Genomic DNA, 23,309 nt, shown 5'->3' with positions numbered 1-23,309 from the left:
TGGTGGGACCCCCCGCCGAGAGAACCGTCACCTCACCAGGTGGCGCCGACGTGGCCACGCCCCTCCCACTCGGTAGAGTGACGGCTGCTCCCCGACGAGAGGTCCCTCCAGACGATGTCATCCACCCATGCGGACTACCGCCTGAGCCAGCTCGACGAGCTGGAGGCGGAGTCGATCCACATCTTCCGCGAGGTCGCGGCCGAGTTCGAGAAGCCCGTCCTGATGTTCTCGGGCGGCAAGGACTCCATCGTCATGCTGCGACTGGCGGAGAAGGCGTTCCACCCAGCCAAGATCCCGTTCCCGGTGCTGCAGGTGGACACCGGAGTCGACTTCCCCGAGGTCCTGTCGACCCGCGACAACTGGGTGAACCGCCTGGGCGTCCGGATGGTCATCGCCTCGGTCGACGAGGCGATCGCCAACGGCATCGTCGTCGACGACGGCAAGACCTCGCGCAACCGTCTCCAGATCGGCACGCTGCTCAACGTCATCGAGGAGGAGGGCTTCACCGCCGCCTTCGGTGGCGGGCGCCGCGACGAGGAGAAGGCCCGCGCCAAGGAGCGCGTCTACTCCCACCGCGACGAGTTCGGCCAGTGGGACCCCAAGCTCCAGCGGCCCGAGCTCTGGTCGCTCTACAACGGCCGGATCCACGGCGGCGAGCACATGCGGATCTTCCCGCTGTCCAACTGGACCGAGCTCGACATCTGGGACTACATCCACCGCGAGGAGATCGAGATCCCCGCGATCTACTTCTCGCACCAGCGCCGGGTGATCCGCCGCGACGGCATGCTGCTCTCGGAGTCCGAGCACGTGCAGCCCAAGGGCGGCGAGACCGTCGAGGAGCTGACGGTGCGCTTCCGGACCGTGGGTGACATGACCCAGACCGGCTGCGTCGAGAGCGGCGCCGCCACCACCGCCGAGATCATCGAGGAGATCGCCCTCGCCCGGGTCACCGAGCGCGGCGCCACCCGGGGCGACGACCGGTTCTCCGACTCGGCCATGGAAGACCGCAAGAAAGAGGGCTACTTCTGATGGACCTGCTTCGTTTCGCCACCGCCGGCTCCGTCGACGACGGCAAGTCCACCCTCATCGGGCGTCTGCTGCTCGACGCCAAGGGCATCTTCGAGGACCAGCTCGCGGCCGTCGAGGCCACCTCGAAGTCCCGTGGTGACGACTACACCGACCTGTCGCTGCTGACCGACGGCCTGCGCTCCGAGCGCGAGCAGGGCATCACCATCGACGTGGCCTACCGCTACTTCGCCACGCCCAAGCGCAAGTTCATCATCGCCGACACCCCCGGGCACGTGCAGTACACCCGGAACATGGTCACCGGCGCCTCGACAGCCGACCTCGGCCTGGTGCTCGTCGACGCCCGCCAGGGCCTGACCGAGCAGTCCCGCCGGCACGCCGTGCTGCTGTCGCTGCTCCGGGTCCCGCACCTCGTGCTCGCGGTCAACAAGATGGACCTCGTCGACTACGACGAGGCGGTCTTCGACCGGATCCACGCCGAGTTCACGTCGTTCGCGGCCAAGCTCAACATCCCGGACCTCGAGATCATCCCGATCTCGGCCCTCAAGGGCGACAACGTGGTGACCCGCAGCGAGCACATGGACTGGTACTCCGGCCAGTCGCTGATGCACCACCTCGAGAACGTGCACGTCGCCTCCGACCGCGACCTCGTCGACACCCGGTTCCCCGTGCAGTACGTCGTCCGGCCCAAGTCGGACGCCTACCACGACTACCGCGGGTACGCCGGCCGTGTGGCGGGCGGGGTGCTCAAGCCGGGTGACGACGTGCTGGTGCTGCCGTCCGGCATGACCAGCAAGATCGCCGGCATCGACCTGTTCGACCAGGAGATCGAGGAGGCGTTCCCGCCGATGTCGGTGACCGTCCGCCTCGAGGACGACGTCGACGTCTCGCGCGGCGACATGATCTGCCGCCCGCAGAACGCCCCGAAGCCCAGCCAGGACATCGACGCGATGATCTGCTGGATGACCAACGAGCCGCTGCGTCCGCGCCAGAAGCTCGCGATCAAGCACACCACCCGGTCGGGTCGTGCGCTGGTCAAGGACATCCAGTACCGCCTCGACGTGAACACCCTGCACCGGGACAAGGAGACCAAGGAGCTCGGCCTCAACGAGATCGGTCGCGTGCAGCTGCGCACGACGGTCCCGCTGCTGTGCGACCCCTACTCCAAGAACCGCACCACGGGCTCCTTCATCCTGATCGACGAGGCCACCGGGGTCACCGTCGGCGCCGGGATGATCAACTCCGGCTCCTGATCGCCGGGACGCCTGACGAGCCGCGGGGGACGACCATGCACCGCCTGACCAACCCGGTGCGTGCCTACGCCTGGGGCTCACGGACCCACATCCCCCGGCTGTGCGACCTGCCGGTCGGCGACGAGCCGATGGCGGAGATGTGGTTCGGCGCACACCCGGCCGACCCCTCGCGCGTCGAGGACGGGCGTGGGCTCGACGCCGTCATCCAGGACTCACCGGTGTCCAGCCTGGGGCTGCGCACGGTCGACACGTTCGGCCCCCGGCTGCCGTTCCTGATGAAGCTGCTGGCCGCCGCCGAGCCGCTCTCGCTGCAGGTGCACCCCACCAGCGAGCGGGCCCGGATCCGCTACGCCGAGCAGAACGCCGCCGGCATCGCGATGGACGCGCCCGAGCGGTCCTACCAGGACGCCTCGCACAAGCCGGAGCTGATCTTCGCGCTGACCCGGTTCGAGGGGATGGCCGGCTTCCGGGAGATCGCGAAGACCGTCGCGATCCTGCGGGAGCTCGGCCTGCCCTGGCTCGACGAGATCGCCGACCAGCTCGAGAACACGCCCACGCCCTTCCAGACGCTGCGGCGCGTGGTCACCGCCCTGCTGGCGACGTCCGGGACCAAGCTGCAGGGGCGGCTCCAGGAGCTGCGTACGGCGGCCGCCGACGCCGAGGCCCGCTGGCACCGTCCGCAGCCCCGGATGCGGCCGGTGGCCGTGGAGCCGAGCAGCCTGGAGCGCGAGAGCCTCCGGGTGTTCGCCCAGACGCCGCCGCTGGTGGACCGCTACCCCGACGACGCCGGCGTGCTCGTGACGCTGCTGCTCAACCACGTGGTGCTGGCCGCCGGCGAGGCGATGTTCATCGACGCGGGCGTGATCCACGCCTACACGTCCGGCTTCGGGGTGGAGATCATGGCGGCCTCGGACAACGTGCTGCGGGCCGGCCTGACGCCCAAGCACGTGGACATCCCCGAGCTCCTCGAGATCACCAACTTCACGCCGATCCCGCCGCCCCTGTGGGTGGGCAGCCCGCTGCGGGACGCCGAGGGCACGGTGCTCTCCCCGCCGGTCTCGGAGTTCGAGCTGGTGGTGGGATCGATCGACGGCCAGGAGCCGGCCGCCGAGGACGTCCGCCCGATGATCGTGCTGTGCCTGGAGGGCGAGGTCCGGGTCGCGGCCGGGAAGGCCGAGGAGACCCTCACCCCCGGCGAGTCGGTGTTCGTCGAGGACAACGACGGCCTGGCCCGGCTGTCCGGGACCGGCCGCTTCGCGATCGCCCGCACGCCCGCCTAGGGCTACTCGCGCAGGTCGCCGGCGTGCTCGCGGTACCACGCGACCGTGGCCGCGATGCCGTCCCGCAGGCCGACCCGCGCGGTCCAGCCCTCGCCGGCGAGCTTGCTGACATCGAGCAGCTTCTGCGGCATGCCGTCGGGCTTGGTGGTGTCCCAGAGCGTCCGGCCCTGGAACCCGGTGACCTCGGCGACCACCTCGGCGATCTCCCGGATCGTCGCGTCCCGACCGGTGCCGACGTTGACCTGCTGCGGCCCGTCGTAGTTCTCGAGCAGGTGCAGGCACGCCTCGGCCATGTCGTCGACGTGCATCAGCTCGCGGCGCGGCGTACCGGTACCCCAGTTGGTCACCTCGTCGAGGCCGTCGCGGACCGCCTCGTCGTAGCGACGCACCAGCGCGGGCAGCAGGTGGGAGCCCTGCGGGGAGAAGTTGTCGCCGGGACCGTAGAGGTTCGTCGGCATCGCGGAGATCCAGGGCAGGCCGTACTGGCGACGCACCGCCTGGACCTGCAGGATGCCGGCGATCTTGGCGATCGCGTAGGCGTCGTTGGTGGGCTCGAGGTGGCCGGTGAGCAGCGAGTCCTCGTGGATCGGCTGCGCGGCCAGCTGCGGGTAGATGCAGGACGAGCCCAGGAACAGCAGACGCTCGACGCCGTGCTCCAGGGCGGCGTCCATGACGTTGACCTGGATCTGCAGGTTGTTGCTCAGGAAGTCGACGGGGTACGTCGAGTTGGCCATGATCCCGCCGACCTTCGCGGCCGCGAGGACGAGGTAGCGCGGCCTGATGCGGGCCAGGTGCTCGAAGACCGCGGCCCGGTCCGTGAGGTCGAGCTCGGCGGACGTCGCGCCCACCAGGCCGGTGAAGCCCGCGGCCTCGAGGGTGCGCCAGATGGCCGACCCGACCAGCCCGCGGTGGCCCGCCACGTAGAACGTCGCGTCCCGGTCGAGCGGTCCGGCGCGGAAACCCTCGCTCATGCGCGCGGGAGCTTGAGCTGCGGCCAGCCCTCGAGGTCCGGCTGGTCGATCCACGGACGGCCCTCGTGCTTGAGGGCCTCGATGTCCGCGTCGACCATGATCCGGGCGAGACGCTCGGTGTCGACCTGCGCCTTCCAGCCCAGGTCCCGCTCGGCCTTGCTCGCGTCGCCGACCAGGGCGTCGACCTCGGTCGGGCGCAGGTAGCGCTCGTCGAAGCGGACGTGCTTCTCCCAGTCCAGCCCGGCGTGCTCGAAGGCGGTGACGACGAAGTCGCGGACCGTGAAGTTGCCGCCCGTCGCGAGGACGTAGTCGTCGGGCTTGTCGGCCTGCAGCATCCGCCACATGCCCTCGACGTACTCCGGGGCGTAGCCCCAGTCACGGATCGAGTCGAGGTTGCCCATGTAGACGTAGTCGTCGAGGCCGGCCTGGATCCGGGCGACCGCGCGGGTGACCTTGCGGGTCACGAAGGTCTCGCCACGGCGGGGGGACTCGTGGTTGAACAGGATGCCGTTGACCGCGTAGATGCCGTAGCCCTCGCGGTAGTTCCTGGTGACCCAGTAGGCGTAGACCTTGGCGGCGCCGTACGGCGAACGCGGGTAGAACGGCGTGTCCTCGTTCTGCGGAGGCGGCGTCGCGCCGAACATCTCCGAGCTGGAGGCCTGGTAGTAGCGGCACTTCACGCCGGCGAGGCGCACCGCCTCGAGGAGCCGCATGGCGCCGATGCCGGTCGTGTCGCCGGTGTGCTCGGGCTCGTCGAAGCTGACCCGGACGTGCGACTGGGCGCCGAGGTTGTAGACCTCGTCGGGGGGCGATCTCGTGCATCAGCGTCACCAGCCGGGCGCCGTCGGACAGGTCGCCGTAGTGCAGGAAGAGCCGGGCGCCGGTGTCGTGCGGGTCCTGGTAGAGGTGGTCCAGGCGCGAGGTGTTGAACGTCGACGCCCGCCGGATCAGGCCGTGGACCTCGTACCCCTTGCCGAGGAGCAGCTCGGCCAGGTAGGACCCGTCCTGCCCGGTGATCCCGGTGATCAGTGCACGCTTCACAGCTCTCAACCCATCCTCGTTCGAATGCCCCACGACGGCCGGTCGGTCGTGGCCGACCGACGTGCCACCCTACGCGACCGCCGTGCCCGGCCGCAGGCCCCGCCCCGGCATCCGGTCACTCCCGGATCGCGGGCCCCTGGTCGATCCACCAGCGGGCGGCCGCCTTCTGCCAGTCGACGGCGTCCCTGCTCTTGGTGATCGCCTGCAGGCCCGGGGAACCGGTCATCCCGAGGACGTACATCTTGGCGCGCTCGCGGTGCGACCAGACCGGACCGAGGGAGTTGCGCACGGCCAGGTCGGACATCGCGTTGAGGCTCAGGTGCCCCAGTCCCTGGATGGCCGGCGCGGCGACCTCGTCGGAGGGGTCGTCGACGAGCGTCAGCATCCGCATCCGGTGGGTGTCCGCGCTGAGGTAGCGGACCAGGGTGGCGAACCGTGCCCGCATCCAGTCCGGGTAGGCGCGGCCGGCCAGCCGCGCCAGCAGCTCGTCGGTGACGCCGGAGTCGAACGGGGACGAGGCGATCAGCATCGCCGCGAGGTGCCGGCGCTCGGAGTCCCGGTGGAACAGCGCCTCGCGGATCAGCCGCGGCAGCATCCGGTCCTCGTCGTACGCCGGCTCCTGCGGGGCACGCGCCCGCGCCCCGGCCGCCAGCTCGGCGGAGAACTGCTCCGCCTTGGCCGCGAGGATCTCCTCGCCGTGCGTCACGACGTAGCCGAGCTTGCGCCGCCCTGCCTTGTCGGCCGCCTGGACCAGGGTGGCCCGCATGCCGGGGGGGCAGCTCGGCGATCAGCTCGGCGAGGTCGGCACTGGCCTGCTGCGGGTTGCGGCGCCAGGCCTTGAGGATCAGCATGTCGAGCTGGGTGCGCTCGGCCTGGTCGAAGTCCCCGCGGACGATCTTCTGGGTGGCCAGCCAGATCCCGGTGCCGTAGGTGAGGCCGTTCTCCGGGTGGTCGAAGAACTCCAGCACCAGGCGGGCCGCCTGCCGGGTGGGCAGCCGGTCGAGCAGGCCGACCGGGCTGGTGATCACCTGGACGCCCGGGACCGAGGTGTACCGCGCGATCGCCTCCGCCATGAAGTCCTGGGCGCGGGGCACCGCCGCCATGTTCATCGCGGCGGTGCTGAGCTGCCGGTAGCAGACCTTGATGGAGCGCGGCAGCTGGCTGACGAGCCGCTGGGCGAGGATCTCCCAGGTGCCCCGCCGCAGGTGGATCATCGGAGCCGCGGTGAGGTGCCAGCCCAGCTCCTGCCAGTCACGGGCCAGGACCGGGCCGTGCTCGGCGAGGTCGATCAGGTCGTCCAGCCGGTCGGCGAACGCCGCGGACGTCGGGTCGAGCTTGGGACGGACCACCCGCGCCCGGACGGCCGGGATCGAGGCCCGGATGTAGCCGGTGATCGACGAGATCTGCCCGACCGGCAGGCCGAGCACCTGCTCGTAGCCGGTCATCGCCTCGTAGGAGATCGGGATCTCCCCCGACTCCCAGCGGCTCAGCAGGCTGCGGCTGACCGGGGTCCCGGCGTCGCCGAGCGCCTCGGCGAACCGGCGGCCGTCCTGGTAGGACTCGTCCGGGTGGTGCAGGCGCGACATCGCCAGCAGCCAGCCGATGCGGGCGTCGATGTCCGGCTGGGACGCGGTCAACGGCGTCAGGTCGCTGGCGATCTTCTGCGTGCGACCCGGTCGCTTCGTGGTCACCGTGCCCGCCCCCTTGCCCGTCCTACCGTTCGGAGCCCTTGGCCCGCAGCATAGGGCGAAGGAGACGGAAGAGCAGCGCCCCGGCGAGCGCACCGACGGTGTTCGCCACCACGTCACTGAAGGCGGCCTGCCGGTCGGGGAGCAGGAGACCCTGCACCGTCTCGACGGCGAGGGACCCGAGGAAGGCCAGCGCCGTCCAGTCCCGCCAGCTCCAGGCGGGGCGGATCTCCGAGCCCAGCAGCGCCACCGGTACGACGATCAGCGCGTTGCCCACCACCTCGAGCCGGTCGTAGGTGACCTGGGGACCGTCGACGCCGACCCGGGCCAGCAGGTGCTGGAGCCAGTACACCGCCTCGGTCTGCCGGCCGGACTCCGGGGCGAGCAGGGCGACGAGGAGCAGCACGAGGTAGACCGACAGGAGCAGCCCGGCGACCCGGGCGCTCCGGGTCACCGCAGGGACGGGCGGACGTGCAGCCCCACGTCGGGGTCGACGACGACCTCCTGGCCGGCGGCGAGCCCGTCGGCCACGAGGGTCGCGTCCACCGGGACGCTGCGCTTGACCAGTGCGAGCGCGATCGGGCCCAGCTCGTGGTGCCGGGCGCTGGTGCCGACGAACCCGACCACCTTCTCGCCGAGCACCAGGTCGGCGCCGCGCGCGGGCAGCCGGTTGTCGGAGCCGTCGAGGTGCAGCAGGGTCAGCCGACGCGGCGGCTTGCCCAGCGTGTGCACCCGCGCGACCGTCTCCTGGCCGCGGTAGCAGCCCTTGTCGAGGTGCACCGCGGTGCCGATCCAGCCGGCCTCGTTGGGGATCGTCCGGTGGTCGGTGTCGAGACCGAGCCGGGGCTCCCCGCGCGCGATCCGCAACGCCTCGAACGCCCAGGTGCCCGCCGCGGGACCGGCCGCTGCGGCGTACGCCGGGAGCTCGGCGCGCGGGACCAGGTCGTAGCCGGAGTACGGCGCCGCGTCGATCCGGGCCGACGGCCGCCACGTCACCGCGAGCTCGTCGGTCACGTCGGCCACCTCGACGCGCATCATGAACCGCATCCGGTCGAGCCAGGCGACCAGCGCGGCCGCCTCGCCCGGCTCCACGTGCGCGGTGAAGGACTCGCCGTCGTCGACGCCGTACAGCGCGTGCTCGACGTGGCCCTGGGGGCTGAGCACGAGCGTGGCCGTCGGCACCCGCGGCTGCAGCCGGTCCAGGGCCTGGGAGGTCAGCGAGTGCAGCCAGGTGAGCCGGTCCGGGCCGCTGACCCGGACCACCTCGCGGTGCGAGAGGTCGACGAAGCCGTCGCCGGCCTCCAGGGTGCGCTGCTCACCGGTGAAGGACCCGTAGTGGGCCGCGACCGGGGCGTCGACGCCGTTGCCGGCCACCGCTCCGGGCAGACCGAGCAGGGGGCTGGGACTCGTGGACACGTCGTCACCTCTCGTCGACACACTGGCTGAACCCATCGGGGGGCACCGATCCTTCCCGCCTCAGGAGGCGCAGCGCCCGCAGGTGCCGAACACCGTGAGGTGGCCGACGTCCGTCTCGAAGCCGTACGTCGACCGCACGGACGCGACCAGCGGCTCCACGACGGCCGGCGACACCTCGGTGATGCCGTGGCACTCCCGGCACACCAGGTGGACGTGCTCGGGGGCGGCCGCGGAGTGGTAGGTCGGCGCCCGGTCGGAGATGTGCGCGTGCCGCACCAGCCCGAGCTCCTCGAGCAGCTCCAGGGTCCGGTAGACGGTGGAGACGTTGACCGCCTGCGACTCCTCGCGCACGGCGCCCAGGATCTCGTCCGGGGTGGCGTGCCCGAGCCGCTCGACCGCGCGGAGCACCAGCTCGCGCTGCGGGGTGAGCCGGTAGCCCTTCGAGCGCAGCGTGGCCTGCCAGTCCCCGGCGGGGGGCGGGTGCTCGTGCGCGTGGTGGGTCATCGCCCCCAGTGTAGGTAGCGCGTAGGCGGCGGGACACCCGGTGGGACCGGGCCGCCGCTACTGGCGGACGAGCCGTCCCCACAGGTGCGGCTGGAGCTTCTGGCCCATCGCCGCCATGTCGTAGGCCCAGAGCAGGTCGCCCTCGACGAGGCCGTACATCCGGTGGCCCCCGACGTACTCCTTGGCGGTCTCGGTGCGCACCACGGCGTCGGTGCTCACCTCGATCTTCGCGCCCTCGGAGGTGCCGTGGTAGACCTCGGCGAACCCGGTGTTGTGGGTGAGCAGCCACTCGAGGGTGCCGTCCGCCTTGGGCCGCAGGAACCCGGTCTCGATGGCCGCGTCGCGGACCTTCTCGCCCTGCTCGTCCACGATCCAGGCGCGGCTCATGTAGTGGAAGAACGGCCGGCCGTCGTGGGTGAAGATGCACTCCTGGCCGAACTGGAACGCGTCGATCGTCGGGTAGTCACCGTGCCCGTTGCCGCGCCAGGTGCCCAGCAGCCAGGCGATCGGGGCGCAGTCGGGGTGCAGGTTGTCCGGCAGCTCGAACGGCACGGGTCAGCTCTGGGTCTTGAACAGCTTGTAGAGCACCACGAGGGCGACGTAGCCGGTGAGCAGCACCACGATGGCCATGAGCGAGATGAAGACGGCTTCCATGCCGGGGAGTCTATATAGGGTCGGGGCATGACACGGAGCCTGGTGGTGAAGGTGACGGTCGGCGACGCCGACCCGGAGCGGTGCAACCAGGCCTTCACGGTGGCCGCGGCCGGGGTCGCCTCCGGCGCGGCGGTCAGCCTGTGGCTCACCGGCGAGGCCGCCTGGTTCGCGACGCCGGGGCGCGCGGAGGAGTTCTCGCTGCCGCACGCCACCCCGCTCTCCGACCTGCTCGCGATCGTCCTGGACGCCGGCACGGTGACGCTGTGCACCCAGTGCGCCGCCCGTCGCGGCCTCGGTCAGGGCGACGTGCTGCCCGGGATCGCCATCGCCGGCGCCGCCGCGTTCGTCGAGGAGGCGCTGGCCGACGGTGCGCAGGCGCTGGTCTACTAGCGCGGCCTGACCTGCAGCAGCTCGCGCGCCTCGTTGGTGGTCATCGGGACCCGCTGGGCCAGCCGCCCCAGCTCCACGACCCGGTCCACGAGCTGCACGTTGTGCTCCACCGGGACGCCCTTGGCGAGGGTCAGCACGTCCTCCATGCCGACCCGGAGGTGGCCGCCCTTGGACAGCGAGGCGAGCGCCACCGCCAGCGTGGAGCGGCCGATGCCGGTGGCCGACCAGGACGTGACCTCCGCGGGCAGGGCGCCGACGGCTGCCACCAGGGCGTCGGCGGTGCCGGGCATGCCGCCGGGGACGCCCATCACCAGGTCGACGTGCACCCGGCCGCCGTACGGGAGCCCGTACGTCGCCAGCAGCCGGCGCAGCGAGGCCACGTGGCCGAGGTCGAACAGCTCGAACTCGGGCACCACCTCGCGCTCCTGCGAGAGCTGGTAGAGCTCGGTGATGAACGGCCACGGGTTGCTGAAGACGTCGTCGCCGAAGTTGGTGGTGCCCATCGTGAGGCTGCACGCGTCCGGCTCCGCGTCGAGCACCTTGAGGCGCCGCTCGAGCGGGTCGTGCACGGAGCCGCCGGTGGACAGCTGCACGACGAGGTCCGTGGCCTCCCGCAGCGCCTCCACCGTCGCGGTCAGCCGGCCGAGGTCGAGCGTCGGCCGGTGCGCGTCGTCGCGGATGTGCACGTGCACCATCGCGGCGCCCGCCGCCTCGCAGCGCCGGGCGGTCTCGACGAGCTCCTCGAGCGTCGTGGGCAGCTGGGGGACGTCGTCCTTGGCCGTCTCCGCGCCGGTCGGCGCGACGGTGATCAGGAGTCGGTCGGTGGGCACAGTCATGGCGGTCATGCTGGCAGACTCACCGCGACCCCGTCGAACCGGAACAGGAAGATCTGCTCATGCGTGTCGTGATCCAGCGAGTCCTTGAGGCGTCCGTGGCCGTGGACGGGAAGATCGTCGGCGCGATCGACGAGGGGCTGCTGGTCCTGCTCGGCGTCACGCACACCGACGGCCCCGCCCAGGTGAGTTGGACGGCCCGCAAGATCTGGGACCTGCGGCTGCTCCGCGAGGAGCGGTCCGCCTCCGACGTCGCCGCGCCCGTCCTGGTGGTCAGCCAGTTCACGCTGTACGGCGACGCGCGCAAGGGCCGGCGCCCGACCTGGAACGCCGCCGCCCCGGGCGAGGTGTCCGAGCCGGTCTACGAGCAGGTGTGCGCCGAGCTCGAGCGGCTCGGCGCCACCGTCGCCCGCGGCGCGTTCGGGGCCGACATGCAGGTCAGCCTCGTCAACGACGGCCCGATGACCCTGGTGCTCGACGCTCCGGAGCCCTGAGGCGGCTCAGCGGGCGACCGCACCGATCCGCAGCTCGCTGACCGCGATCGTGTTGCGGTCTCCCCGCTCGGAGTCCAGCACCTCGACGACGACCTTCTGGGCCTTCGTCACCGGGATCCGCATCGACTGCATCGACCGGTTCGACGGGGCGGGGTCGAAGGTCTGCTCGACCGTCGTACCGTCGTCGAAGACCCAGCGGACCCGGGTGATCCGGTCGTTCTCGGCGTAGCGGTCGGTGCCGCTGCGCACGTCGGTCTTCGCGTAGCCGGGGACCAGCCCGACCTCGCCGATCTTCGTCTTCCCGGCGAGGTCGACGGTCAGCTGCTGACCGGTCCCGTCGCCGTCGCAGCGCCAGGCGGTGGTCATGTCCTCGTCGTAGACGTTCCCGGGCGAGTAGCTGACCAGGTTGCCCGCCGAGTCGACCCCGTTCCCCGACTGGCAGGTGGCCGAGGCGCCACCGATCGGGGCCGTGTCGGTGGTGCCGGCGTACGGCGTGCCCCCCGGGCTTCTTCGACGGCTGGGCGGAGCCGCTCCCCCCGGTCGAGCCGTCCTCACCGATCACCACGCCGTCCGGCTCGGCCGGCTTCACGTCGGTGCCGGCGAGGTTCCCGGAGACCACCCGGCCGATGCCGTAGGCGCCGAGCAGGAGCACGACCGCCAGGCCGGCGAGCAGTGCCGGGACGAGCCAGGCCGGGCGCTGCCGCGGGACACGGGAGTCCTGGTCCGGGTCCTCGTCGAAGAACCCCTCGTCGAACAGCGGCTGCTCGGGCTCGGCGCGGTGCGCACCCGCGGACCCCGGCTGGTCGAGCTCACTCCCCCCGGCCTGCTGCACCGCGCTCTCGTAGCCGCGTCGGTACGCCTCGGCGTACTCCGGCGGGAGCTCGGGGGGCACCTCACGGGGTCTGTTCGGGTCGGACATGAGCAACGACCCTACGGACAAGCGCGCCCAGCCGCCAAGTGCGGCGAGGACCGGTCGGATAGCGCACCCTGGCGCGGACGTCGGGCAGCGGGAGATCGACCGTTCGCCCGATTCCTCACCGGGGACTTGAGTCCGCACCGGCATACCGGACTTCTGCTCTGTTCGGAGGGGCCGAGGGCGGGCTGTACTAGCGGTGCAGGCAACTACGCCCGCGCGTCTGCGAAGGGGCACCCAGCGCCACTGCCGAGGGACCTGACGAAGGGGATCGTCACCATGAAGTATCTCGTGACGGGTGCGGCCGGATTCATCGGCAGCCACCTCGTCGACCACCTGGTGCGCCAGGGACACGACGTCCTCGGCGTCGACCGGATGACGGACTACTACGACGTCGCCCAGAAGCGCTCGAACCTGGCGGCCGCGATGGCCTACGGCAACTTCGAGTTCCTGGAGGCGGACGCCTCGGCGCCCGAGGCCTTGGCGCGGCTCGACGGCACCGACGTCGTCTACCACCTGGCGGGGCAGCCGGGGGTCACGTCCTCGTGGGCGCACGACTTCCACCGCTACCTGGAGCACAACGTCGCGGCCACCCAGGCGCTCCTGGAGGCGGCGCGCCACGCCTCCGTCGGCCGGATCGTCTACGCGTCGAGCTCGTCGGTCTACGGCAACCAGGCCGTCTACCCGTGCGACGAGAGCGTCCGGCCGCAGCCGTACAGCCCGTACGGCGTGACCAAGCTGGCCGCGGAGCACCTGTGCGGCCTGTACGCCGCGAACTACGGGACCCCGACGGTCTCGCTGCGGTACTTCAGCGTCTACGGCCCGCGTCAGCGTCCGGACATGGCCTTCTCGCGGTTCATCCGCACCGGGCTCGCCGGCGGCCAGCTGACGGTGACCGGCGACGGGACCCAGGTCCGCGACTTCACGTTCGTGGAGGACGTGGTGGCGGCGACCGTGGCCGCGGGCACCCGGGGCGTCGCGCCGGGCACGGTCCTGAACGTCGCCGGTGGCCAGACCGTCACCATCAACGCCGTGCTCGCCATCATCGAGCGGGAGCTCGGCCACCCGCTGAAGGTCGCGCACGTGCCCGACCTTGCCGGCGACGTGGCCCGGACGGGTGGAGCCGGCTGGCTGGCCGAGGACATGCTGGGCTGGGTGCCCGCCGTGAGGATCGAGGAGGGGCTGCCCCGGCAGGTCCGGTGGGAGGTCGGGCGGCAGAGCATGGTGGCGGCCTGACCCTCGCCGTGGAACGGAAGGACCCCCGGGCTGTGGCAGCCCGGGGGTCCTGGGGTTCCGGAGCGGTCTCGACAGGCTCGACCACCCGGTGGGTGCGTCAGATCGCTACGGCGACCTCGGCGACGACGCCCTGCTGGGCGACCACCTTGTTGTCGACCACGTCGGCCTTCGGGGCCAGGGTGCGCAGCGTCCACTCGCCCGGAGCGGCGAAGAACCGGAAGTGACCGGTCGCGGACGTCGGCACCTCGGCGGTGAACTCGCCGGTCTTGTCGAGCAGCCGCACGTAGGCGTTGCCGACCGGCTGGTCGTCACGCGTGACGACGCCCTGGATCACCGACTCCTTGGCGACGTTGACGCCGTCCAGCGAGACGCCGCCGGTGGTCGCGCCGCACATCAGCGCCCACCCTCGGCGGAGCCCGGCTCGTCGCCGAGCGCGATCGGGACGCCGACGAGGGAGCCGTACTCGGTCCACGAACCGTCGTAGTTCTTGACGTTCTCGTGCCCGAGGAGCTCCTTGAGCACGAACCAGGTCAGCGACGAGCGCTCGCCGATGCGGCACAGGGCGATGATGTCCTTGCCGTCGTCGATCCCGGCGTCCGCGTAGAGCGCCGTGAGCTCCTCGTCGGACTTGAAGGTCCCGTCGTCGTTGGCGTTCTTGCTCCACGGGACGTTGATCGAGGTCGGCACGTGGCCGGCGCGCTGCGCCTGCTCCTGGGGCAGGTGGGCCGGGGCGAGCAGCCGGCCGGCGTACTCGTCGGGGCTGCGTACGTCGACCAGGTTCTTCACACCGATGGCCTCGACGGTCTCGTCGCGGAACGCGCGGATCGAGAGGTCCTGCTCGCCTGCCGTGTAGCTGGTCTTCTCGCGGGTGACGGTGTCGTCGGTCAGCTCGCGGGAGTCGAGCTCCCACTTCTTGCGGCCGCCGTCGAGGAGCTTGACGTCCTGGTGGCCGTACAGCTTGAAGTACCAGTAGGCGTAGGCGGCGAACCAGTTGTTGTTGCCGCCGTACAGCACCACTGTCTGGTCGTTCGCGACGCCCTTGTTCGACAGGAGCTCCTCGAACTGCGCCTTGTCGACGAAGTCGCGGCGGACCTGGTCCTGGAGGTCCGTGGTCCAGTCGAGCTTGATGGCGTTGCGGATGTGGCCCTTGTCGTAGGCCGTGGTGTCCTCGTCGACCTCGACCAGGACGATGCTCGGGTCGTCGAGATGCTGCTCGACCCAGTCGGCGTTCACGAGTGCGGTGTCGCGGCTCATGGCGTTCCTTTCGTTGCCCGGTCGGTCCGGGCGGTTGTCTTGATGAGTGCTGTGAGGTCAGGGGGTCGTGCGGGCGGGGCGGGCGCGCTGGAGGAGGAGGTACACCTCGCAACCGAGACAGAAACCGAAGGCCGCGTTGAGGAAGGCCGCCGCGAGGGCGAAGCCGGTCGCCACCGCGCCGAGCAGGTCGACGCCGGCGACGTACCCGGCCAGCGCGACGACCGCGAAGCCGAGGCCGACGGCCTGGGCGAACCGCGGCGGCGCGGCGTCCTCCAGCTCGGCGGGTCGGCCGAGGCGGGGACGCACGAGCGTCTTGAACAGCCAGGCGTAGGGCGTGTGCTGGATGCCGAGGAACGCGCCGATCGCGAACACCACGGTCTGGACGGCGAGCAGCGTGATCGTGGCGGCCGACGGGGCGAGCACCAGCGCGACGGCGAGGAGCACCGTGGTCAGCGTCGCCGCGAACCGCGGGCCGCGCGGGTCGATCCGGGTGCGCGTGCCGACCGAGGTCTCGGCGGTGCGGGTGGTGGTGGACACGTGGGTCTCCTGCGAGGGGATCGGCCTGGACTGCGGGGCAGAGGCACGGACACGTCGGTGCGGCCGGGAGAACCGGCACGACCTCGAATCTTAGTCGAGTAGATCAGTCGACAAAAGAGAGGTGGGCGACGTCCGTCAGGACATTCGACACAGCGCCGAGCGCACGCGGCAGTGGTCCACTGCGCGGCGCTTGGTGAGCATGGTCGAGGACATGACGCCACAGTACGCAGAGCGCCGACCGGTCCGGAAACAGCCGTCTCGCGATGTGGTCACACCGTCCGCCATGTGGACGCTCAGACGGCGCCGGCGAGGGTGGCGAGCACGGCGTCCTTGGATGGCGCACCGCTGGCCCGGGAGACCTCGACGCCCTGCGCGTCGAGCACCAGGGTGGTCGGCGTCCGGACGATGCCCAGCCGGCGCACCAGCTCGAGGTGCTGCTCCGCGTCGATCTCGACGTGCGCGACGCCGGGCACCAGGGTGGCGACCTCGCCGAGGATCCGGCGGGTCGCGCGGCAGGGCGCGCAGAAGGCGGACGAGAACTGGAGCAGCGTGGCCCGCTCCCCCAGCGAGTGGCCGAGGCCGTCGAGGACCCCCGGCTCGACGTCCGCGGCCGCAGCCGCGGGGACCGCGGGCAGCCGGTGGGTGCCGCGGAAGCGCCCGTCGCGCGCCGCCCGCCAGAGACCGAACCCGGTGGCCAGGACCAGCGCGACGACGAGGACCCACGCACCTTGGCTCATGTCGTCTCCCAACCGGGCGGAGGCCGGGTTGATTCCGCCGTCGTCCGGGACGTGACCGGGACAACAGGGCCCCGGAGCGATCCACCTGGGAGGTGGCGGACCGCTCCGAGGCGGCTGCGGGACCGCGCTGCCCGGAGGCGCGCAGGTCGATAACCCTTGTATATCAAGCGAAAGCGGGATTTCACGGTAAAGATCGCTGCCTTTGGACAGCCCCGGTCAGCCGCCGGCGAACGGCGGCAGCAGCTCCACGGTGTCCCCCGCCACGACGCTCACGTCGCCGGGTTCGCGGGACCCCACCGGACGGTCGCCGACGAGCACCGAGCAGACCGACAGCACGTCGGCGAGCCGGTCGCGGTCGGCGTGCAGCGTGCGTACGGCGGCCAGCACGTCGGCCAGCGTCGTACCCGCGGACACGGCCACCTCGTCGGACTCGACGCCCGCCGCGGCCCGCGCGGCAGCCCAGTAGCGGACGGTGACGTTGCTCTCCGGTGAGACGCTGCGGTCCGATCGGTCGCTCATGTTCGGTATCCTCTCGTATCGCGCAAGACGGCTCGGGCCCGTCCGGCGCTTCAGCGGCTCAACGGCGAGTCGGCGAGACCCCTTGACCGGGAGGTGCCATGAGCACCCTGCTGCTGCTGACCAGCACGACCCAGCCTTCGGCTGACGTGCTTCCCTCGCTCGCCCTGCTCACCCACCAGGTGAAGATCCTGCCTGCCGAGGGGAGCGCGCTGCTCGACGCGCCCGACGTGGACGTGGTCCTGGTCGACGGCCGCAAGGAGCTCGCCCACGCGCGGGACCTGTGCCGGCTCATCCGGACCACGGGCTCCGACGCCCCGGTGCTGATGATCGTCACCGAGGGCGGCCTGTCGGTCGTCGCGGCGGACTGGGGCATGGACGACGTGCTGCTCTCCACCTGCGGCCCGGCCGAGCTCGAGGCCAGGCTGCGCCTCGCCGTCGGACGGCTCGCCGCGCAGCGCGACGCCGACGACCCGGAGTCGCACGTGATCCGCTCCGGCGAGGTGACCGTCGACGACTCGACGTACACCGCGAAGCTGGGCGGCCGACCGCTCGACCTCACCTTCAAGGAGTTCGAGCTGCTGAAGTACCTCGTCCAGCACCCCGGCCGGGTGTTCACCCGCGAGCAGCTGCTCCAGGAGGTGTGGGGCTACGACTACTTCGGCGGCACCCGCACCGTGGACGTGCACGTGCGCCGGCTGCGCGCGAAGCTCGGCCCCGAGAACGAGACCCTGATCGGCACCGTGCGCAACGTCGGCTACCGGTTCGTGCTGCCGCCCAAGGAGCCCGCGCAGGAGCGCGAGAACGCCTGACCCTCAGGCCACCGCGGTGCCGGGCACCACGTCGGGCAACCGCTCGGACTCCGGGGCGGTGCGCTGGACCGGGACGCTCACCGGCGGCCGCACCGGTGCCCCGCGCACCAGGATCGCGAGGATCGGGGCGGGCTCCGGCCGGTGCCGGGCGCGCTGCACGTCCTGGGGCAGCGTGTCCTCGAGGTGCGCGAGCCACAGCAGCAGCGCGAGACCGAGCAGCGGTGCGAGCACTGCCGCCACCAAAATGAGCAACACCTGCATCACAGGCCCCTCTCGTCGCGTCGAGCATAAAGTTGCGGCATGACTCCCGCCAGCACCGTTCTGCGCGTCGCGCGATCCGACTTCCGGTGGGACAATCCCGCAGGTCCGGCCGCGGAGGTCCGTCGCCTCGTCGACGCGGCCACCGCCGCGGACGGGTCCGCGCCCCTCGACGAGGCGGCCCTGCTCGCGCTGCGGCACCGCGGCCTCGAGGGATCGGCGCTCTGGCTGGCGGCTCCCGCCGACGGCCCCGGCGACGCTCCCGCGCTGGGGCTCGCCTGGCTGCACGACGAGGCGCTCGACCTGGTGGTCGCGCCGACGGCGCGCGGCACGGGTCTCGGTGCGGCGCTCGCGGCGGCGGCCGTCCCGGGCACCGGCCGGCTGACCGCCTGGTCGCACGGCAACCACCCCGCGGCCGCCGCACTCGCCCCGCGGTTCGGGCTGGCCCGGGTGCGCGACCTGTGGGTGATGCGCCGGCCGCTGTCCGGGCTCCCCGACCTCGGCGCGCCGGCCGACGGGATCGACGTACGGGCGTTCCGGGTGGGGGCCGACGAGGAGGCGTTCCTCGCGGTGAACGCCGCCGCGTTCGCCCACCACCCCGAGCAGGGCCGGATGACCCGCGCGGACCTCGACGACCGGATCGCCGAGCCGTGGTTCGACCCGGCCGGCTTCCTCCTCGCCTGGCGCGGCGACGACCTGCTCGGCTTCCACTGGACCAAGGTGCACGCGGAGGGCGCGCCGCCGTTCGGCGAGGTGTACGTCGTCGGGATCGCGCCGGACGCGCAGGGCGGCGGCCTCGGCAAGCACCTGACGCTGGCCGGCCTGCACCACCTGGCGGGCCGCGGCCCCGGCGAGGTGATCCTGTACGTCGAGGCGGACAACGCCCCGGCCGTCGCGGTCTACGAGCGGCTCGGCTTCACGCACGCCGCCGCGGACACCCACGTGATGTACGCCCGCGACTGACTAGTGGAGCGCGGCCTTGAGCTTCGCGGCGGCCTCGGCCACCGCCGCGCGGCTCGACCGGCCCACGCCCACCACGTTGAAGAACCCGTGCACCTGCCCCGGGTGGCGGCGCAGCTCGACCCGCACCCCGGCATCCGCGAGCTGCCGGGCGTAGGCCTCGCCCTCGTCGCGCAGCGGGTCGAACCCCGCGGTGACGACCAGCGCCGGGGCCAGGCCGTCCGGGAGCCGCTCGGTGAACGCCACCGACACCCGCGGGTCCGCGAGCTCGTGGGCGCCGGTCACGTAGGAGGAGTGGGCCAGCTCCATGAACTCGCTGGTCAGGAAGAAGCCCTCGCCGAACAGCCGCCGGCTCTCGCTGTCGTCGACGAGGTTCGTCGCCGGGTAGACCAGCAGCTGGAACGCCAGCGGCACCCCCTCCTCGGCGGCCCGGATCGCGGTGACCGCAGCGAGCGTGCCGCCGGCCGAGTCGCCGCCGACCGCGATCCGCCCGGCGTCGGCGCCGTACGTCGCGGCGTGCCCGGCGACGTACGAGAACGCCGCCCAGCAGTCCTCGACGGCCGCGGGGAACGGGTGCTCGGGGGCCAGCCGGTAGTCCACCGCCAGCACCAGCGCGTCGGCCCGCTCGGCGAGCAGCCGGCAGGTCGCGTCGTGGGAGTCCAGGTCGCCGAACACCATCCCGCCGCCGTGCGCGAAGAACAGCAGCGGCGCGGGCTCGGAGCCGGCCACCCGGGAGCGCGGGGTGTAGAGCCGGGCCCGGATCGGGCCGTCGGCGCCGGGCACCTCGAGGTCCCGGACCGCCCCGATCGGCTGCCGTCCGCCGGCCAGCCAGGTCTGCCGGTCCGTGTCCCGGCGGATGTCCGCGATGGTGCTGCCCGACAGCCCCGGGTCGCGGGTGATCCGCTGCAGCCGGAGCAATAGCTGGGTCTCGGTGTCCAGGGTCTGGCCGTCGCGGAGCACCGGCCGGCCGGCGAGGACCCGCTGCAGCCGGGACGGCAGGCGCAGCACCGCGGCGAGGACCCCCGCGTCGATCCGGTCGCGGAGGGAGGGCGAGGGGCTGGGCATGCCCGCAAACTACCCGCCCCGTCGCAAACCACCCCGAGGCCCGCACTTTGGCTACCTCCCGTTCACCTGGTGGTGACACGATGACGACATGACCGCCGACTCCACCACCGGCAGCTCGCTGGCCGCGCACGTCGGTGGCCCCGCCCAGGACGGACCCACCGACCTGCGCGCGGTGCCCTCCGAGCCCTTCGACATCGAGCCGCCGTACGACGCCTCCGCACCGGACCTCCCGCCCGCACGGTTCCTGGACCGCGAGGTGTCCTGGCTGCACTTCAACACCCGGGTCCTCGAGCTCGCCGAGGACGACACGCTGCCGCTGCTGGAGCGGGTCCGGTTCCTGGCGATCTTCGCCTCGAACCTCGACGAGTTCTTCATGGTCCGGGTGGCCGGCCTCAAGCGCCGGATCGCCGCCGGGGTCGCCGTACCCGCCGCGTCCGGGCTGCTGCCGCGGGAGGTGCTGGAGCAGATCTGGAGCACCACGTCGGCGCTGATGGAGCGCCAGGCGCGGCTGTTCCGGGAGGAGATCGTGCCCGCCCTCGCCGCCGAGGACATCGAGCTGCTGCGCTGGGCCGACCTCACCCGCGAGGAGCAGAAGCAGTGCAAGAAGCTCTTCAAGGACCGGGTGTTCCCGGTGCTGACCCCGCTGGCGGTCGACCCGGCGCACCCGTTCCCCTACATCTCCGGGCTCTCGCTGAACCTCGCCGTCCTGGTGCGCAACCCGAAGACCGGCAAGGAGCACTTCGCCCGGGTCAAGGTGCCGCCGATCTTCTCGCGGTTCGTGCCGGTCGGCGACCAGCGGTTCGTGCCGCTCGAGGACGTCATCGCCGACCACATGAAGCGGCTGTTCCCCGGCATGGACGTGCTCGGCGTGCACACGTTCCGGGTGACCCGCAACGAGGACCTCGAGGTGGAGGAGGACGACGCCGAGAACCTGCTCGCGGCCCTCGAGAAGGAGCTGCTGCGCCGCCGGTTCGGGCCCTCGGTCCGGCTCGAGGTGGAGGAGTCCATCGACGACCACATCCTCGAGCTGCTGGTCTCCGAGCTCGACATCACCCCCGGCGAGGTGGTCCGGCTGCCCGGACCGCTCGACCTCACCGGGCTGCACGACATCGCCGACATCGACCGGGCCGAGCTGAAGTACCGCGCGTTCGTGCCCTCCACGCACAGCCAGCTCGCGGAGGTGGAGTCCGCCTCGCCCGTCGACGTCTTCAAGGCCGTCCGGCGCAGCGACGTGCTGCTGCACCACCCCTACGACTCGTTCGCCACCTCGGTGCAACGGTTCATCGAGCAGGCCGCCGACGACCCGCACGTGCTGGCGATCAAGCAGACGCTCTACCGCACCTCCGGTGACTCCCCGATCATCGAGGCGCTCGTCGACGCCGCCGAGGCCGGCAAGCAGGTGCTCGTGCTGGTGGAGCTCAAGGCCCGCTTCGACGAGCAGGCCAACATCCGCTGGGCCCGCAAGCTCGAGCACGCCGGCTGCCACGTGGTCTACGGGCAGGTCGGGCTCAAGACCCACTGCAAGCTCGCGCTGGTGGTCCGCGACGAGCCCGAGGGCATCCGCCGCTACGTGCACATCGGCACCGGCAACTACAACCCGAAGACCGCGCGGATGTACGAGGACTACGGCCTGCTCACCTCGCACGAGGGGATCGGCGAGGACGTCGCGCACCTGTTCAACAACCTGTCCGGCTTCTCGCGCAACGCGTCCTACGAGCACCTGCTGGTCGCCCCGGACTCCGTGCGCGACGGGCTGCTGGCCCGGATCCGCGGCGAGGTGGAGCACCACGCGGCCGGCCGTCCCGCCCGCATCCGGATCAAGGCGAACTCCATCGTCGACGAGTCGATCATCGACGAGCTCTACCGTGCCTCGATGGCCGGCGTCCCGGTCGACCTGCTCACCCGCGGCATCTGCTCCGCGCGTCCGGGGGTCCCGGGCCTCTCGGAGAACATGCGGGTGCGCTCGGTGCTCGGCCGGTTCCTGGAGCACAGCCGGGTCTTCTGGTTCGAGAACGGCGGGTCGCCCTCGGTGTGGATCGGGTCGGCCGACCTGATGCACCGCAACCTCGACCGGCGCGTCGAGTGCCTGGTCGACCTGCCCGGCCAGGAGCAGATCGACGAGGTCGGCCGGCTGCTCGACCTCTCCTTCGACGACCGCACGGCGTCCTGGTGGCTCGGCCCGGACGGCGAGTGGACCCGGCACCACGTGGACGAGGGCGGCAACCCGCTGCGCGACCTGCAGGAGGTGCTGGTGGCCCAGAAGCGCCGGCGCCGTACCCACCGGGCCACCGCGCCCACCCAAGACCCCACCTCCCCCGATAATCCGTGACGTTCTTGTAGTCCGGAGGGCATGTCCGCAGCAAGTTCGTCACGGACTATCGGGCTGGACGAGCAGGGCTGTGGACAACCGCTTCTAGGGCCGCATCTCCCGGCACGTTGGGGGGATGCAGCTTCCACGTCATCGGTGGGACCCGGTCTGCCGGCCGCCCACCGGGCTGGTGCGCCCCGTGCCGGCCGACCCGTCCGGACGCACCGGCCCCACCCCGGGCGAGGCCCGCGGGCCGCACTGGCGTACGACGAGCCGGGGACTGTTCGTGCCCGCGGACGTCGACGCGACCGTGCCCGAGCAGCGGATCCTGGAGCAGTCGATGCGGCTGCACGGCGGCGCGGTCACCGGCTGGGCGGCCTGCCGGATGCACCGGGCCGCGTTTTTCGACGGCCTCCGTCGGGACGGCCGGACGCCGCTCCCGGTGCCGTTGAACTGCGGGCCGCTGCACCAGATCCGGAGGCTGCCCGGCGACGACCTGCTGCGCGACATCCTGCTCGACGACGAGATCGTGCTGGTCGACGGCGTTCCCTGCACGACCGTCCTGCGGGCCACCTTCGACGCCATGCGGTTCGCGGCGAGCACCCGGGAGGCGGTGGTCGCGCTGGACATGATGCTCGCCGCGTCCTGCGCCTCGCTGGCCCGGGTCCGGGAGTACGTCGACGCGCACCCGGCCTGGACGGGCGTGCCGCAGGCGCGCGAGGCGGTCGCTCTCGGCGACGCGTTGAGCCGCTCGCCCCAGGAGACCCGGCTGCGGCTCGTCTGGCAGCTCGACGCGCGGCGTCCCCGCCCCGTGGTGAACCCGCCGCTGTTCGACCTCGACGGCCGGCTGCTGGGGTACCCCGACCTGCTCGACCCGGTGGCCGGGGTCGTCGGCGAGTACGACGGGGAGGACCACCGCGACGCCCTGCGGCACAGCGCCGACGTCGACCGGGAGGCGCGCTTCCGGGCGCACGACCTCGAGGTGTTCCGGGTCACCGGCCCGGACCTGTCGCAGGTCCTGCGGGTGACCGGGCGGATCCACGCCGCCTACGCCCGGGCGCGCCGGGTGCCACCCGGTCGACGTACCTGGACGTTGGTGCCGCCGCCCCACTGGCGATAGTCCGTGACGAACTTGTTCCCGAGACGGGTCCGGGACGACAAGT

Annotated in this window: 26 protein-coding genes and 2 pseudogenes; 11 read left to right on the top strand and 17 right to left on the bottom strand. The window is 72.0% G+C overall.

All coding sequences use genetic code 11. The features are described 5' to 3' along the window. Window positions 1-114 precede the first annotated feature (114 nt). Genes cysD through manA form a run of 3 tightly spaced genes read left to right on the top strand, consistent with a single transcriptional unit; the run spans window position 115 to window position 3,559 of the window. Entirely contained in the window at window positions 115-1,029 is a 915-nt protein-coding gene (gene cysD / locus KRR39_RS22635) for a sulfate adenylyltransferase subunit CysD (protein ID WP_216939609.1), read from the top strand. Next, the gene (locus KRR39_RS22630; RefSeq protein ID WP_216939608.1) at window positions 1,029-2,279 is read left to right on the top strand and encodes a sulfate adenylyltransferase subunit 1; all 1,251 of its coding nucleotides are present in this window, start codon (window positions 1,029-1,031) and stop codon (window positions 2,277-2,279) included. The genes cysD and KRR39_RS22630 overlap by 1 nt, the downstream gene beginning before the upstream one ends. Before the next feature lie 35 nt (window positions 2,280-2,314). After that, the gene (gene manA / locus KRR39_RS22625; RefSeq protein ID WP_216939607.1) at window positions 2,315-3,559 is read left to right on the top strand and encodes a mannose-6-phosphate isomerase, class I; all 1,245 of its coding nucleotides are present in this window, start codon (window positions 2,315-2,317) and stop codon (window positions 3,557-3,559) included. A 2-nt stretch (window positions 3,560-3,561) separates the two neighbouring features. Here the strand turns inward: manA and KRR39_RS22620 are convergent, their stop codons facing one another. From KRR39_RS22620 to KRR39_RS22610, 4 genes and pseudogenes are all read right to left on the bottom strand, one after another. Continuing rightward, window positions 3,562-4,530, bottom strand: coding sequence for a GDP-L-fucose synthase family protein (locus KRR39_RS22620; RefSeq protein WP_216939606.1), 969 nt, complete (start codon window positions 4,528-4,530; stop codon window positions 3,562-3,564). Next, window positions 4,527-5,282 (bottom strand): annotated as a pseudogene (locus KRR39_RS22615) (GDP-mannose 4,6-dehydratase); the annotation flags it as partial. The gene KRR39_RS22620 and the pseudogene KRR39_RS22615, both read right to left, overlap by 4 nt. Window positions 5,283-5,400: 118 nt before the next feature. Next, window positions 5,401-5,571 (bottom strand): annotated as a pseudogene (locus KRR39_RS26405) (GDP-mannose 4,6-dehydratase); the annotation flags it as partial. A gap of 115 nt (window positions 5,572-5,686) precedes the next feature. Further along, window positions 5,687-6,337, bottom strand: a complete 651-nt coding sequence (locus KRR39_RS22610) for a hypothetical protein (protein ID WP_216939605.1) — start codon at window positions 6,335-6,337, stop codon at window positions 5,687-5,689. A gap of 164 nt (window positions 6,338-6,501) precedes the next feature. On the opposite strand from KRR39_RS22610, the gene KRR39_RS22605 reads away from it, so the two are divergent. After that, entirely contained in the window at window positions 6,502-6,705 is a 204-nt protein-coding gene (locus tag KRR39_RS22605) for a hypothetical protein (protein WP_216939604.1), read from the top strand. Between the two features lie 579 nt (window positions 6,706-7,284). Here KRR39_RS22605 and KRR39_RS22600 read toward each other — a convergent pair. Genes KRR39_RS22600 through KRR39_RS22585 form a run of 4 tightly spaced genes read right to left on the bottom strand, consistent with a single transcriptional unit; the run spans window position 7,285 to window position 9,731 of the window. After that, complete coding sequence (locus KRR39_RS22600) at window positions 7,285-7,713, bottom strand: VanZ family protein (RefSeq protein WP_216939603.1); 429 nt, start codon at window positions 7,711-7,713, stop codon at window positions 7,285-7,287. Continuing rightward, window positions 7,710-8,675, bottom strand: a complete 966-nt coding sequence (ygfZ, locus tag KRR39_RS22595) for a CAF17-like 4Fe-4S cluster assembly/insertion protein YgfZ (protein WP_254185356.1) — start codon at window positions 8,673-8,675, stop codon at window positions 7,710-7,712. The genes KRR39_RS22600 and ygfZ overlap by 4 nt, the downstream gene beginning before the upstream one ends. Window positions 8,676-8,735: 60 nt before the next feature. Further along, the gene (locus KRR39_RS22590; protein WP_216939601.1) at window positions 8,736-9,179 is read right to left on the bottom strand and encodes a Fur family transcriptional regulator; all 444 of its coding nucleotides are present in this window, start codon (window positions 9,177-9,179) and stop codon (window positions 8,736-8,738) included. A 57-nt stretch (window positions 9,180-9,236) separates the two neighbouring features. Then, on the bottom strand, window positions 9,237-9,731 hold the full coding sequence (locus KRR39_RS22585) for a heme-binding beta-barrel domain-containing protein (protein WP_216939600.1): 495 nt from the start codon (window positions 9,729-9,731) through the stop codon (window positions 9,237-9,239). Window positions 9,732-9,860: 129 nt separating this feature from the next. Here KRR39_RS22585 and KRR39_RS22580 point away from each other — a divergent pair, with 129 nt between their 5' ends. Next, the gene (locus tag KRR39_RS22580) at window positions 9,861-10,223 is read left to right on the top strand and encodes a DsrE family protein (RefSeq protein ID WP_216939599.1); all 363 of its coding nucleotides are present in this window, start codon (window positions 9,861-9,863) and stop codon (window positions 10,221-10,223) included. Here KRR39_RS22580 and KRR39_RS22575 read toward each other — a convergent pair. Further along, a complete protein-coding gene (locus KRR39_RS22575; RefSeq protein WP_216939598.1) occupies window positions 10,220-11,059 on the bottom strand; it encodes a beta-keto acid cleavage family enzyme in 840 nt (279 codons plus the stop codon). The genes KRR39_RS22580 and KRR39_RS22575 overlap by 4 nt on opposite strands. A gap of 59 nt (window positions 11,060-11,118) precedes the next feature. Here KRR39_RS22575 and dtd point away from each other — a divergent pair, with 59 nt between their 5' ends. Then, window positions 11,119-11,550, top strand: coding sequence for a D-aminoacyl-tRNA deacylase (gene dtd, locus KRR39_RS22570; protein ID WP_216939597.1), 432 nt, complete (start codon window positions 11,119-11,121; stop codon window positions 11,548-11,550). Between the two features lie 6 nt (window positions 11,551-11,556). Here the strand turns inward: dtd and KRR39_RS22565 are convergent, their stop codons facing one another. After that, window positions 11,557-12,105: an NADase-type glycan-binding domain-containing protein gene (locus tag KRR39_RS22565; RefSeq protein ID WP_436972011.1), complete on the bottom strand. Its 549-nt coding sequence runs from the start codon at window positions 12,103-12,105 to the stop codon at window positions 11,557-11,559. 637 nt (window positions 12,106-12,742) lie between these two features. Here KRR39_RS22565 and KRR39_RS22560 point away from each other — a divergent pair. Beyond that, a complete protein-coding gene (locus tag KRR39_RS22560; protein ID WP_216939595.1) occupies window positions 12,743-13,699 on the top strand; it encodes an SDR family NAD(P)-dependent oxidoreductase in 957 nt (318 codons plus the stop codon). Between the two features lie 97 nt (window positions 13,700-13,796). Here KRR39_RS22560 and KRR39_RS22555 read toward each other — a convergent pair whose 3' ends face one another. From KRR39_RS22555 to KRR39_RS22535, 5 genes are all read right to left on the bottom strand, one after another. Continuing rightward, complete coding sequence (locus KRR39_RS22555) at window positions 13,797-14,093, bottom strand: DUF1416 domain-containing protein (RefSeq protein WP_216939594.1); 297 nt, start codon at window positions 14,091-14,093, stop codon at window positions 13,797-13,799. Continuing rightward, window positions 14,093-14,953, bottom strand: a complete 861-nt coding sequence (locus KRR39_RS22550; protein ID WP_216939593.1) for a sulfurtransferase — start codon at window positions 14,951-14,953, stop codon at window positions 14,093-14,095. The genes KRR39_RS22555 and KRR39_RS22550 overlap by 1 nt, the downstream gene beginning before the upstream one ends. Before the next feature lie 57 nt (window positions 14,954-15,010). Next, a complete protein-coding gene (locus KRR39_RS22545) occupies window positions 15,011-15,490 on the bottom strand; it encodes a DUF4395 domain-containing protein (protein WP_216939592.1) in 480 nt (159 codons plus the stop codon). A gap of 293 nt (window positions 15,491-15,783) precedes the next feature. Then, the gene (locus KRR39_RS22540; RefSeq protein WP_216939591.1) at window positions 15,784-16,227 is read right to left on the bottom strand and encodes a thioredoxin family protein; all 444 of its coding nucleotides are present in this window, start codon (window positions 16,225-16,227) and stop codon (window positions 15,784-15,786) included. A gap of 216 nt (window positions 16,228-16,443) precedes the next feature. After that, entirely contained in the window at window positions 16,444-16,746 is a 303-nt protein-coding gene (locus KRR39_RS22535; RefSeq protein ID WP_216939590.1) for a MoaD/ThiS family protein, read from the bottom strand. 98 nt (window positions 16,747-16,844) lie between these two features. Between KRR39_RS22535 and KRR39_RS22530 the strand changes: the two genes are divergently transcribed. After that, on the top strand, window positions 16,845-17,555 hold the full coding sequence (locus tag KRR39_RS22530; protein ID WP_216939589.1) for a response regulator transcription factor: 711 nt from the start codon (window positions 16,845-16,847) through the stop codon (window positions 17,553-17,555). A gap of 3 nt (window positions 17,556-17,558) precedes the next feature. Here the strand turns inward: KRR39_RS22530 and KRR39_RS22525 are convergent, their stop codons facing one another. Further along, on the bottom strand, window positions 17,559-17,816 hold the full coding sequence (locus KRR39_RS22525; protein ID WP_216939588.1) for a hypothetical protein: 258 nt from the start codon (window positions 17,814-17,816) through the stop codon (window positions 17,559-17,561). Window positions 17,817-17,855: 39 nt separating this feature from the next. On the opposite strand from KRR39_RS22525, the gene mshD reads away from it, so the two are divergent. Then, window positions 17,856-18,776 carry a mycothiol synthase gene (gene mshD / locus KRR39_RS22520; protein WP_216939587.1) on the top strand — a complete coding sequence of 307 codons (921 nt, stop codon included), beginning with the start codon at window positions 17,856-17,858 and terminating at the stop codon, window positions 18,774-18,776. Here mshD and KRR39_RS22515 read toward each other — a convergent pair whose 3' ends face one another. Further along, the gene (locus tag KRR39_RS22515) at window positions 18,777-19,838 is read right to left on the bottom strand and encodes an alpha/beta hydrolase (protein WP_216939586.1); all 1,062 of its coding nucleotides are present in this window, start codon (window positions 19,836-19,838) and stop codon (window positions 18,777-18,779) included. 88 nt (window positions 19,839-19,926) lie between these two features. On the opposite strand from KRR39_RS22515, the gene KRR39_RS22510 reads away from it, so the two are divergent. After that, window positions 19,927-22,167: an RNA degradosome polyphosphate kinase gene (locus KRR39_RS22510; RefSeq protein ID WP_216939585.1), complete on the top strand. Its 2,241-nt coding sequence runs from the start codon at window positions 19,927-19,929 to the stop codon at window positions 22,165-22,167. Window positions 22,168-22,282: 115 nt separating this feature from the next. Then, window positions 22,283-23,266, top strand: a complete 984-nt coding sequence (locus KRR39_RS22505; RefSeq protein ID WP_216939584.1) for a hypothetical protein — start codon at window positions 22,283-22,285, stop codon at window positions 23,264-23,266. Window positions 23,267-23,309: the final 43 nt, after the last annotated feature.

It is taken from the genome of Nocardioides panacis, assembly GCF_019039255.1.
Lineage (GTDB): Bacteria > Actinomycetota > Actinomycetes > Propionibacteriales > Nocardioidaceae > Nocardioides_B > Nocardioides_B panacis.
This window is presented reverse-complemented; position numbering and strand designations above follow the sequence as displayed.